General features: G+C 73.3%; 11 protein-coding genes. 6 read left to right on the forward strand and 5 right to left on the reverse strand.

What is annotated here, in order from left to right; all coding sequences use genetic code 11:
* Positions 1-50 precede the first annotated feature (50 nt).
* Positions 51-1,835 carry a TIGR03767 family metallophosphoesterase gene (locus tag AC3EVP_RS14920; protein ID WP_435130298.1) on the forward strand — a complete coding sequence of 595 codons (1,785 nt, stop codon included), beginning with the start codon at positions 51-53 and terminating at the stop codon, positions 1,833-1,835.
* 29 nt (positions 1,836-1,864) lie between these two features.
* Here AC3EVP_RS14920 and AC3EVP_RS14925 read toward each other — a convergent pair whose 3' ends face one another.
* A complete protein-coding gene (locus AC3EVP_RS14925; RefSeq protein WP_435130301.1) occupies positions 1,865-2,836 on the reverse strand; it encodes a hypothetical protein in 972 nt (323 codons plus the stop codon).
* Between the two features lie 204 nt (positions 2,837-3,040).
* Entirely contained in the window at positions 3,041-5,635 is a 2,595-nt protein-coding gene (gene pepN, locus AC3EVP_RS14930) for an aminopeptidase N (RefSeq protein WP_435130304.1), read from the reverse strand.
* 196 nt (positions 5,636-5,831) lie between these two features.
* Between pepN and AC3EVP_RS14935 the strand changes: the two genes are divergently transcribed.
* From AC3EVP_RS14935 to AC3EVP_RS14950, 4 genes are all read left to right on the forward strand, one after another.
* Positions 5,832-6,485, forward strand: a complete 654-nt coding sequence (locus tag AC3EVP_RS14935) for a mycothiol-dependent nitroreductase Rv2466c family protein (protein ID WP_435130307.1) — start codon at positions 5,832-5,834, stop codon at positions 6,483-6,485.
* 272 nt (positions 6,486-6,757) lie between these two features.
* A complete protein-coding gene (locus AC3EVP_RS14940) occupies positions 6,758-7,348 on the forward strand; it encodes a biotin transporter BioY (protein WP_435130310.1) in 591 nt (196 codons plus the stop codon).
* 212 nt (positions 7,349-7,560) lie between these two features.
* Entirely contained in the window at positions 7,561-8,049 is a 489-nt protein-coding gene (locus tag AC3EVP_RS14945; protein WP_335978051.1) for a ribose-5-phosphate isomerase, read from the forward strand.
* A 9-nt stretch (positions 8,050-8,058) separates the two neighbouring features.
* The gene (locus AC3EVP_RS14950) at positions 8,059-8,883 is read left to right on the forward strand and encodes an Fpg/Nei family DNA glycosylase (protein WP_335978053.1); all 825 of its coding nucleotides are present in this window, start codon (positions 8,059-8,061) and stop codon (positions 8,881-8,883) included.
* Here AC3EVP_RS14950 and AC3EVP_RS14955 read toward each other — a convergent pair whose 3' ends face one another.
* Positions 8,884-9,336 carry an Lrp/AsnC family transcriptional regulator gene (locus AC3EVP_RS14955; RefSeq protein WP_335978055.1) on the reverse strand — a complete coding sequence of 151 codons (453 nt, stop codon included), beginning with the start codon at positions 9,334-9,336 and terminating at the stop codon, positions 8,884-8,886.
* 138 nt (positions 9,337-9,474) lie between these two features.
* On the opposite strand from AC3EVP_RS14955, the gene AC3EVP_RS14960 reads away from it, so the two are divergent.
* Positions 9,475-10,506, forward strand: coding sequence for an asparaginase (locus tag AC3EVP_RS14960; RefSeq protein ID WP_435130315.1), 1,032 nt, complete (start codon positions 9,475-9,477; stop codon positions 10,504-10,506).
* On the opposite strand, the gene AC3EVP_RS14965 is transcribed toward AC3EVP_RS14960, so the two are convergent.
* Both AC3EVP_RS14965 and AC3EVP_RS14970 read right to left on the reverse strand, forming a co-directional pair.
* Complete coding sequence (locus tag AC3EVP_RS14965) at positions 10,471-10,665, reverse strand: hypothetical protein (protein WP_202233725.1); 195 nt, start codon at positions 10,663-10,665, stop codon at positions 10,471-10,473. The two genes, AC3EVP_RS14960 and AC3EVP_RS14965, sit on opposite strands and share 36 nt — an antisense overlap.
* A gap of 132 nt (positions 10,666-10,797) precedes the next feature.
* The gene (locus AC3EVP_RS14970) at positions 10,798-11,940 is read right to left on the reverse strand and encodes a PP2C family protein-serine/threonine phosphatase (protein WP_335978059.1); all 1,143 of its coding nucleotides are present in this window, start codon (positions 11,938-11,940) and stop codon (positions 10,798-10,800) included.
* Positions 11,941-12,089 lie beyond the last annotated feature (149 nt).

The following is a 12,089-nucleotide window of genomic DNA, read 5'->3' on the forward strand; positions in this document are numbered from 1 at the left end:
CCCACGCCCGGGGCCGCTCGTACGCCACAGCCTCCCCACGGGGGAACGACATGCCCGCACCCGAGCCCACCCGCACCCCTCCCCACCGCCCCCACCTCGACCGCCGCGCCCTGCTGATCGCGTCCGGTACCGGTTTCGCAGCCGCCGGCGGCGCCGCCGCATGGCTCTTCGGCCCCGGCTCCGACCGGGCCAGCGCCCACCCGACGGCGGCGCCGAGCAGCGCGGCCCGCCGCAGCGCCGCCCCGCCCGAGACGCCCGCCGCCACGGCGTCCACCGCGGTGGAGCCGACCACCGTCGGCACCACCCTGCACTCGGTGGCGACCCCCACCGGCAAGGGCGCCTACCGGCGCCTGACGGACGGCCCCGGCTGGAAGCGGGTGGTCCGCGCCGACCTCGCCCCGGCGGACCCGCGCCGCCTGGAGCGCCGCACCGCGATCGCCGCGTTCGTCCAACTCACCGACCTGCACGTGATGGACGTCCAGTCGCCGCTGCGCATGGAGTGGATGCGCGAGCACGGCCCGCACGACTGGCGCCCCCACGAGGCGCTGTCCGTCCTGAGCACCCTGTCGATCATCGACCGGGTCAACAGCCTGCGCGGCGGCCCGGTCACCGGCCACCCGCTGTCCTTCGCCATCACCACCGGCGACAACACCGACAACAACTCCACGATCGAGCTGGACTGGTTCCTCACCGCGATGAGCGGCGGCCGGATCAACCCCAACACCGGTGACCCGCAGGCGTTCGAGGGCATCCAGAACTCGGGGCTGCCGCTGTTCTGGCAGCCGGAGAGCGCCCGCACCGACGCCGACAAGAAGCTCGGCTTCCCGCACCTGCCCGGCTATCTGACCGCCGCCATGCGCCCGCTGACCGCCCCCGGCCTGAAGATCCCCTGGTACTCCACCGTCGGCAACCACGACGCCCTGTTCAGCGGCGCCTACCGGTCCGGACCGCACGGCTCCTTCGCCGCGCAGACCGCCGTCGGCGACCGCAAGCTGGAGCAGGTGCCGCACGCCGACATGATGCGCGTGTACCGGGCGGTGTCCTCGCAGCAGGACCCGGACGGCGCGCTCGTCCGCGAGGTCCTCCAGCGCTACGCCCGTACCGCCCGCACCGTCACCGCCGACGCCCGGCGCGTCCCGTTCACCCCGCAGGAGTACCTGGACGCGCACCTCGACCCCAGCCGCACCGGCGCGGGTCCCGTCGGCCACGGCTACGCCGCCGAGGGCGTGGACGCCGACCACCTCTACTACACCTTCCAGGTCGCCGACGGCGTGCTCGGCGTCAGCCTGGACACCACCGACCGCGGCGGCGCGTTCCTCGGCTCCATCGGCTCCGAGCAACTCGCCTGGCTGGACCGCACCCTGACCGAGCACGCCGACGAGCACGTGCTGGTCTTCAGCCACCACGCCGGCCACAGCATGACGAACCTGCGGACCGACCCCGCCCGGCCGCAGGAGAAGCGGCACGGCGGCGACGAGCTCACCGCGCTGCTGAACCGGCACCGCAACGTGCTGGCCTGGATCAACGGCCACAGCCACCACAACCGGATCGCCCCGCGCGACACCTTCTGGGAAGTCAACACCGCCTCCCACGTGGACTACCCGCAGCTCGCCCGGGTGATCGAACTCGTCGACAACCACGACGGGACGCTGTCGCTGATCACCACGCTGATCGAGTCCGCGGCCCCGCACCGCACCGACTTCCACGACCTGTCCACCACCGGACTGGCCTCGCTCTACCGCGAGTTGGCGTTCAACGCGCCCGGCGCGGACATCACCTCCGCGAGCGGCGCCGCCCACGACCGCAACGCCGAACTCCTGCTGAGGAAGAGGTGAGGAAGAGGTGAGGCCGGCCGCGGCCGCGCTCAGCGCGGTGTGACCACCACATAGGCGGCCGGGTCCGTCTCGCCCGAGGCCATCAGCGCGGTGCGGACCACGGCCGCCTGCTGCGCCGCGGCGTCCCGCAGCTTCACCGGGGACAGGAACACCATCGTGATGCCCAGCGCCTCCACGTGTTCGCGCTGCCGGGCGTAGTACGACCACAGCGCGTCGTCGGCCGGGTCCAGGCAGACCGCCACACCGTGGTCGGGCCAGTACGCGTCCACCCCGCCGAGCGGCGGGCCGCCCGGCAGCCGCAGGTCCACGTTCCACACCGGGTCGGGCAGCTGGTAGGCGCGCACCATCGCGTACAGCCGCTGCTCGGCCATCGCGCGGTCCTCCGTACGCAGCACGTCCACCGCGCGCCGTACCGTCGGGCGGTGCAGCAGCCCCGCCCGGGACAGCTCCCGCAGCACCGCCGCGCCGTCGCAGTGCCCCGACCGCACCGCCTCCGTCAGCAGCGCCCGTACGGCGTCGGTGTCCCCCAGTTCCGCGATCGCGTCCGCCAGCGCCCGCGGCACCGGAGCGCACGGCAGGCCCACCACGTCCGTCGGGTACGGCAGTTCACGGGTGCGGTGCACCGTCACGTCGCCCGCGTCGCGCAGCCGGCGCTGCCACGGCACCAGCACGTCGATCATCGGGAGCCCGATCAGCGGCGGCACCGACGTGAAGCGGTACAGCGCCAGCGCCGCCAGCCCCGTCACCATCGCCCCCCGGCCCCCGCCCACCGGCGCCGCGTACAGCAGTGCCGCCCGCACGCGCTCCTCGCTGCTCGGCGGGCCCGAGTGCAGCAGGCACACCCCGGGCAGGATCTGCTGCCAACGGCCGCCCGGGCGGCAGTACTCGCCGATCTGCGCGGCCGTCATGCCGAGTTCTCGCAGCCGGTGGAACGTCACCACCGTCTCGTCGCAGCCGTCGCGGCGGTCCAGTGCGTGGGAGGTCAGATCGTTCGCGGTCATGCCCGAGTGTTTCCCTCCCAAGGGCCCCCAACTAACCCTTGTTACACACCCGTCGACAAACTCGGACAACCCGAGCCTAAAGTTCCCCGCGTTCGGTGCCGATCAGCCCGTCCGGGCTTTGCGGCGGGTTCGCGCGCACCAGGCCGCCGGCCCGCCGCCGGGGTCGCTTCGCGGCCACGGCGGCGAACGGCCGGACGCGCGCGGCTACTTGGGCGCGTCGCAGGCCTGTGCCCGAAGGGCGCGGGCGAGGTCGTCGCGTGCCTCGAGGACGAGCCGCCGAAGCGCCGGCGCGGCTCCCGCCCGCTCGGAGAGCCACTCGTCGGTGGCCGCGAGCACCACGTCCCCGTCCTGGAGCGAGGGGTAGAGCCCGCGGACGACGTCCATCCCGATCTCGATGGACCGCTCGGCCCAGACCCGTTCGATCGCCTCGAAGTAGGGCGCGACGTAGGGCGCGCCCAACTCCCGCTGCCCGGGCTGGGCGAACCCCGCGATGGTGGCCTCGACCAGGGCGTTGGACAGGGTGTCGGAGTCGACCACCGCGGCCCAGGCGGCGGCCTTGACCTCGGCGTCGGGCCGGGCCGCCAGGCACCGCACCTCGTGGCGGTGCCCGGAGGCGGTGTCGTCGCGGCGCCGCTCGGCCGCGACGGCGTCCGCCCCGGCGACGCCCTCGCCGACGAGCGTTTCGAGGAAGGTCCACCGCAGTTCCTGGTCGACGTCGAGCCCGTCGATCTTCGCGGAACCGTCCAGCAGCCCCTGGACCAGCTGGAGATCGGCGGCGGAGGCGGCGGACGCCGCGAAGAAGCGGGCCCACGCCAACTGGTGCCCGCTGCCCGGCTCGGCCTGCCGCAGCTCCCGCAGCGCGCCCGCCGCGAGCGCGGTGCCGGCCTCCTCCCGCGCGCCGGGCGCGACGTAGTGGACGAGGGCGGTCCGCGCCTGCTGGTGGAGCGACTGGAGCACGCCGATGTCGGTCTCCTGCCCGGCGAAGCGCAGCACCAGCCCCAGGTAGTCCCGCGCGGGCATCAGCGCGTCCCGGGTGAGGTTCCACACCGCCGACCAGGCCAGCGCCCGCGCCAGCGGGTCGGAGAGGTCGCCGAGCCGCTCCCGCAGCGTTGCGAGCGACACCTCGTCGAAGCGGGTCTTGGCGTACGTCAGGTCGTCGTCGTTGACCAGCACCAGGTCCGGCCGCGGCTGCCCCGCGAGCTCGGGCACCGCCGTGGACGGCCCGGCGACGTCCGCCTCCGCGCGGGCGTAGCGCTCCAACGTGCCGTCGGGCGTGTGCCGGTAGAGGCCGACCGCGATCCGGTGCGGCCGCAGCCGCGGCTGCGTGCCGTCCGCGGTCTGCGCCACCGACAGCTCGGTGATCCGGCCCTCCGCGTCGCAGATCACCTGCGGGGTCAGGGAGTTGACGCCGGCGGTCTCCAGCCACGCCGCGGACCAGGCGGCCATGTCCCGCCCGGAGGTCTCCGCCAGCACCGACAGCAGGTCCGCGAGCGTGGTGTTGCCGTACGCGTTCCGCTTGAAGTACCGCCGGGCCGCCTCCAGGAACGCGTCCCGCCCCACGTACGCGACGAGCTGCTTGAGCACCGAGGCGCCCTTGGAGTACGTGATGCCGTCGAAGTTGAGCTTCGCCGCCTCCAGGTCCGGGATGTCCGCCACCACCGGGTGGGTGGAGGGCAGTTGGTCGGCCCGGTAGGCCCACGCTTTGCGGCGGTTGGCGAAGGTGATCCACCCCTCGGTGAACTCCGTCGCCTCCACCAGCGCGAACGCGCCCATGAAGTCGGCGAACGACTCCTTCAGCCACAGGTCGTCCCACCACCGCATGGTCACCAGGTCGCCGAACCACATGTGCGCCATCTCGTGCAGGATGACGTTGGCCCGGCCCTCGTACGACGCGCGCGTCACCTTGCCGCGGAAGACGTACTCCTCGCGGAAGGTCACACAGCCCGGGTTCTCCATCGCGCCGAGGTTGTACTCCGGCACGAACGCCTGGTCGTACTTCCCGAACGGGTACGGGTAGTCGAAGCTCTCGTGGAAGAAGTCCAGGCCGCGCTTGGTGACGTCGAAGATCGCGTCGGCGTCGAAGTGCCGGGCCAGCGAGCGGCGGCACAGCGCGGACAGCGGGATGTCCAGCACCGCGCCGTCCGGGTGGGTGCGCGCGTAGTGGTCGCGCTCCACGTGGTAGGGCCCGGCGACGACCGCGGTGATGTACGTCGAGATCGGCTGGGTGGGCACGAACGCGGTGGTCGCGCCGCCGCCCTCGGCCGGCACCGGGTCGCCGTCCGCCGCGCCGTTGCCCAGCACCGTCCAGCCCTCGGGCGCGGTGACCCGGAAGGAGAACGGCGCCTTCAGGTCCGGCTGCTCGAAGTTCGCGAACACCCGCCGGGCGTCGGCCGGTTCGTACTGCGTGTAGAGGTAGACCTCGCCGTCCTCGGGGTCCTCGAAGCGGTGCAGGCCCTCACCGGTCCGGCTGTAGGCGCAGTGCGCGTCCACCACCAGGGTGTTGCGCTCGGCGAGGTCCGCCAGCGCGATCCGGGTGCCGTCGAAGACCGCCGCCGGGTCCAGCTCGCGGCCGTTGAGCCGGACCGACGCCACCGACGGCGCGATCAGGTCGGCGAAGGTCGACGCGCCCGGCCGCGCGCAGCGGAAGTCGATCACCGTGGTGGACCGGAAGGTGCGCGGTCCGCTCCCGGCCGCCGGACCGACCGCGGAGCGCACGTCCAGCGCCACGTCGTACCGCTCCACGGACAGGATCGCGGCCCGCTCGCGGGCCTCCTCACGGCTCAGGTTCTCGCCGGGCACGTGGCGGCTCCTCTCGGTCTTGGCACTCCTGCCGTCGGGCGCGCCGGATCGCGGCGCCCTGGCATCCTCCCACGGGCCCCGCGGGGCGGCAGCGGGGAATGAGCCGGGGTGCGCGGCACGTTGTCCTGGTGGGGTGGCGGGTGCGAGCCGCCGGCCGCCCCGTCCCTGACACGATGCCGTGAACGAGGAGCTCGCAGTGACCGCGACTGCCGCCGAGCAGACCGAGAAGACCCCAGCCGACTTCTGGTTCGACCCGCTGTGCCCCTGGGCCTGGATGACCTCCCGCTGGATGCTGGAGGTGGAGAAGGTCCGCCCGGTCGAGGTGCGCTGGCACGTGATGAGCCTCGCGGTGCTCAACGAGGACAAGCTCGACACCCTCCCCGAGCAGTACGCCACCTTCCTGCGCGACGCCTGGGGCCCGGTCCGGGTCGTCACCGCCGCCCGCGAACTGCACGGGGACGACGTCGTCGGCCCCCTCTACACCGCGCTGGGCACCCGCTTCCACAACCGGGCCGAGCCCAAGACCCGCGAGACCATCGTGGCCGCGCTGGAGGAGGTCGGACTGCCCGCCTCCCTCGCCGACTTCGCGGACGCCGACACCTACGACTCGCAGCTGCGCGCCTCCCACAAGGAGGGCATCGACAAGGTCGGCCAGGAAGTCGGTACCCCCGTGATCGCCGTCCCCGGCGCCGACGGCGAGCAGATCGCCTTCTTCGGCCCCGTCGTCACCCCCGCTCCCAAGGGCGAGCAGGCCGCCCAGCTCTGGGACGGCACCCTGCTGGTCGCCGCGATCCCGGGCTTCTACGAGATCAAGCGCACCCGCACCCAGGGCCCGATCTTCGACGAGTGATCCGGCGCCGCCGCTTGGTGGAGTTCCCACAGCGGCAGCGGGTACGGGGCGGCCTGCCACGGGCTGCCCCGTACCCGTTTCCGCAGCGCTTCATGGCGTGACGAGTCTCACGTGAGCAGGCGAAAGGGCGCGCGCGGCGGGGGAGATGGGGCGCGGGCGAAGCCTCCAAGGGCGGGCGCCGCGGTTTGTCGGGGTCCGACGATGATCACCGTGCGGGTGCTGCGCTAGCGTCGCGGTGTCCCGACCGTCCTCACACCCTCGCGGAGTCATCCATGAGCACCGCCGCCACCACGGCCCCCGGCGCCGTACTCGCCGATCTGCTGCCCGCCTCCTCCGTCAGCCGGGCCCGGCTGCGGGACGCCGCGCTCGTGGTCGGCGGCGCGGTGCTCACGGGACTGGCCGCGCAGATCTCGGTGCCCGTGCCGGGCTCTCCCGTGCCGGTCACCGGGCAGACCTTCGCCGCGCTGCTGGTCGGCACCGCGCTCGGCGCCCGCCGCGGCTTCTCCGCCCTCGCGCTGTACGCCGCCGCGGGCGTGGCCGGGCTGCCGTGGTTCGCCGAGGGCAGCTCCGGCTGGTCCATGCCGACCTTCGGCTACATCCTCGGGATGATGCTCGCCTCCGCGGTGGTCGGCGCCCTCGCCCGGCGCGGCGGCGACCGTACGGTGCTGCGGACCGCCGCCGTCATGGTGCTCGGCTCCGCCGTGGTCTACGCCGTCGGCGTGCCCTACCTCGCGTACTCCGCCCACCTCTCGGCCGGCGACGCGGTCCGCCTCGGCCTGCGCCCCTACCTCCTCGGCGACGCCCTCAAGGCCGCGCTGGCCATGGGCTTCCTCCCCACCGCCTGGCGCCTCCTCCACCGCTGACGGCGCCCCCCGCGGGAAGAGCCGAGCAAATCAGGTGGCGCTGGGGGCACCACCCAGGCGAAGCGCTCTGGGGGCGGAACTGCGCGACCAGCCCAGCCCCCGGGGAAGGTCCCGCCGCACAGCGAACCCACCCCCCGGAGGGGAACCCCCCACCAGCAGGTGGTCCCGGGCCCGCCACGGCAGGGCACCCGGGAGGGTGGAACAATCACCCCATGCGCGTCTACCTCGGCTCGGATCACGCCGGCTTCGAACTCAAGAACCACCTCGTCGAGTGGCTGAAGGCCAACGGCCACGACCCCGTGGACTGCGGCCCGCAGATCTACGACGCGGTGGACGACTACCCCCCGTTCTGCCTGCGCGCAGCGACCCGCACCGCCGCCGACCCCACCGCCCTGGGCATCGTGATCGGCGGCTCGGGCAACGGCGAGCAGATCGCCGCGAACAAGGTGAAGGGCGTACGCGCCGCGCTGGCCTGGAGCGAGGAGACCGCCTCCCTCGCCCGCCAGCACAACAACGCCAACGTGCTGAGCATCGGCGCCCGTATGCACACCCAGGACGAGGCCACGAAGTTCGCCGAGGTCTTCCTCGCCACCCCCTACTCCCAGGAAGAGCGCCACCAGCGCCGGATCGACATGCTGGACGCGTACGAGGCCACGGGCGAACTGCCGCCGCTGCCCGCGAACCACCCGCAGCAGGACTGACCCCGCGCGATGCCCGAGGGCCACACCATCCACCGGCTGGCACAGGACTGCCTGGAGCGCTTCGCCGGCTGGCCGACCCGGGTCGGCAGCCCGCAGGGCAAGTTCGCCGACGGCGCGGCGCTGCTCGACGGCGCCGTGCTGGACGGCGCCGACGCCCACGGCAAGCACCTGTTCCTGGGGTTCGCCGGGTCCGGCTGGGTGCACATCCACCTGGGCCTGATAGGCAAGGTCGCCTTCGACCCGGACCCGGTCACCGACACCGTACGGCTGCGGCTGGTCGGCGGCCTGCACGGCGAGCACGCGATGAACCTGCGCGGCCCGGCCGCCTGCGAGCTGATCACCGACGGCGAGAAGCAGGCGGTGCACGACCGGCTGGGCCCGGACCCGCTGCGGGCCCACGACGACCCGGACCGCGCGTACGCCCGCGTCTCCCGGTCCCGGATCTCGGTCGCCGCGCTGCTGATGGACCAGAAGGTGCTGGCCGGGGTCGGCAACGTCTACCGCGCCGAGGTGCTCTTCCGGCACGGCGTGGACCCGTTCCTGCCCGGCCGGTCGCTGCCCCGCCCGGTGTGGGACGCGATGTGGGCCGACCTGGTGGCGCTGATGCGCCAGGGCGTGCGCGACAACCGGATCGACACGGTGCGCCCGGAGCACGAGCCTGAGGCGATGGGCCGCCCGCCGCGCCGCGACGACCACGGCGGCGAGGTGTACGTCTACCGGCGCACCGGTGAGCCGTGCCTGGTCTGCGGCACCGAGGTGCGCACCCGGCCGCTCGCCAACCGCAACCTCTTCTGGTGCCCGACCTGCCAGCCGCCGGCCGCCCCGGGCGTGTGATCAGTCCACCGGGATGCCCTGCGGCGACTTGATCCGCTTCATGATCATCTGGGAGTTCACGTCGGAGACCCCGGGCAGCGCGATCAGCTTGTCCGTCCAGAACTTCTCGTACGCGTCGGAGTCCGCGACCGCGATCCGCAGCAGGCACCCGGGCGCCCCGTAGAGCCGGTACGCCTCCACCACGTCGGGCGTCGACTGGACCTCCGCCTCGAAGGCGGCGACCGCCTCGCGGCCGCGGTGCACCTCCACCGACGCGAACACCTCGAACCCCCGCCCGACCGCGGCCGGATCGACCACCGCGCGGTAGGTCTGGATCACCCCGTCGTCCTCCAACTGCCGCACCCGGCGCAGGCAGGGGGAGGGGGTGAGGCCGACCCGCTGGGCCAGTTCCTGGTTGGTCAGCCGGCCGTCGGCCTGCAACTCGCGCAAGATGCTTCTGTCGATAGCGTCCATAAGAGGAATTCCTACCACGATCGAGCGCAATACCGATCGGTATTGGCAATCATATGGCAGGTCTACGCGCATATCATTGTGCTGGGGAACCGTTGTGCGCCCGGGGAGGCGCGACACCAGTCAGGGAGGCTGCGCGCCATGCGTCATGTCGTGGTCATCAGCACCGGGGGAACCATCGCGAGCCGCTGGCAGGGCGACGGCTACGCGGCCGAGGCCGCCGGACAGGAAGTGCTCGCCGCGGGCGCCGTGCCCGAAGGGGTGGAGGTGAGCGTCGTGGACCTGTTCACCGTCAACAGCTCACGGCTGACCACCGCCCACCAACTGCGCCTGCTGCACGCCGTGCACGAGGCGCTGGCCGACCCGGACGTGGCCGGCGTCGTGGTCACCCACGGCACCGACACCCTGGAGGAGTCGGCCTTCTTCCTCGACCTGTTCCACCACGACCACCGCCCGGTCGTGCTGACCGGCGCGCAGAAGCCGCTGGACGCCGAGGACGGCGACGCGGCGGGCAACCTCTACGACGCGCTGCTGACCGCCGCCTCCGGCCGCGACATCGGCGCCGTGATCGTCTTCGGCGGCCAGGTCCACGCCGCCCGGGGCACCGTCAAGAAGCACACCGTGGACGCCCAGGCGTTCGGCGACCCGGACGGACTGCCGCTGGGCCGACTGGAGTTCGGCCGGGTCAGCTGGGGCCGCAGGCGCCCCCGCCCGGCCCCGCTGCCGATGCCCGCGCCCGACGCGACCGGCCCCCGGGTGGACATCCTCACCCACCACGCCGACGCGGACGCGGTCCTGCTCGACGCGGCGCTGGCCGCCGGCGCCCGCGGGCTGGTCCTGGCCGGCACCGGCGCGGGCAACGCCAACCCCGAGGTCGCCGAGGCGGTCCGCGCCGCCGTCGCCGACGGGGTGCTCGTACTGGTCAGCACCCGGGTCCCGGCCGGCGCGGTGGCCCCGCTGTACACCGGCGGCGGCGCGGTGGACCTGCTGGCGGCCGGTGCCCGGCTGGCCGGCTCGCTGCGCCCCGCGCAGGCCCGGATCGCGCTGCTCGCCGCGCTGCTGGCCACTCCCGGCGGCGAGGACCCCGGAGCGACCCTGGACCAGGTCCTGCGGGCGACCCCGCAGGCACTGCGGACCTCAGAGCTTTATCTGGTTGATGGTGTCGGCCACTGAGTTGAGGAAGCGGTTGATGTCCGGCGCCATGTTCGTGGAGGCCAGGAAGAAGCCGAACAGCGCTGCCACGATGGCCGGTCCGGGCTTGATGGACTTGGCCCGGATCATCACGACCAGCACGATCGCCAGCAGCAGCGCGGCAGACAGGGAGATAACCATGACGGATCACTTCCTCTTTCGGTAATGCCGGTCCCGGGGACCGCACCGCCGCCCCCGCCTCGCCCGTTCCATGGTGCCATCGGCCACGGACACAGGAGACGTGTTCTGGACCCATAGTCCCATTCCCACGGGCTAGTCGCGGCACACCACGAGCAACGCCCTGTCGTCGTTGACGTCTTTGGCCACCGCCTCGATCAACCGCCAAGCGGAGCCGCGGAATCCGCCCGGCACGAGGCGGTCGGCCTCGCCGATCAGCCGGTCCATGCCCTCGGAGATCTCCCGGTCCGGCGTCTCCACCAGGCCGTCGGTGAACAGCATCAGCACGTCGCCGGAGCCCAACGTGCCCTTCACACCGTGGAACTCGGCCCCGTCGTACACCCCCAGCAGCGGCCCCTCGGCCTCCTTCTCCTCCCAACGGCCGGTCCCCGCATGCAGTTGCACCCCCGGCAGATGGCCCGCCGACAGCAACTCGTAGTCACCGCTCTCCAGATCGAGCACCAGGTGCACCGACGTGGCGAAGCCCTCCTCCCAGTTCTGCCGCAGCAGGTAGCCGTTGGCGGCCCCGAGGAAGGCGTGCGGCGGCAACGAGCCCAGCAGCCCGCCGAACGCGCCCGACAGCAGCAGCGAACGCGACGCCGCGTCCATGCCCTTGCCGGACACGTCGGTGAGCACCGCCTCCAGCACCCGGCCGTCCGAACTGCGGGTGGCGACCACGAAGTCACCCGAGAACGACTGGCCCCCGGCCGGCCGCAGCGCCATCTCCGCGTGCCACCCGCCGGGCAGCCGCGGCAGCCGGCTCTGCACCCTGATCCGCTCACGCAGGTCGAAGAGCATGCTGTGGCCGCGCCGCCAGGGCACCCCGACCCGCGCCCGGAACTGAGCTATGACCAGCCCGACCAGCGCCACCGCGGTCACCAGCAGCACCGTGCCGGGCGTCACCCGCCCCGGGCCCTCCCGGTACGGGCCGAGCACCGCCGACTCCACCACCATCGCCAGCGCGGAACCCGCGTAGAGCAGCAGCAGGCTCGCCGGCCGCAGCAGCAGCCCGCCGGCCAGGATCGGCAGCACCAGCGCCTCCGGCGGGCACCACACCGGCATGCTGACCGACGCGTACGCCAGCGCCGGGATCGCCACCGCGACGGCCGCCAGCCCCGCCCACTCCGAGGCGTCGCCCCTGAAGTAGTCCACCGCGGAACGGCGTACGGCCAGGCGGGCCCGGTGCAGCCTTCTGCGCCACCGGAGCCCGCGCTCACCCTTTGCCGTCGCTTTATTCATGTCCCCGGCGACATTACCCACCGATCGCCGTGCTGTGCAGGGCGGATGGCGTGTGAGGTAGCACGCGGCGACGTCCCCCGCGCGCCCACCGCCGCCTGACGAGCGGCGGACCGGCCCGGGCGGAAATGCGTTCGCCGCGCACCGCCTCC

Source organism: Actinacidiphila sp. bgisy144 (assembly GCF_057708105.1).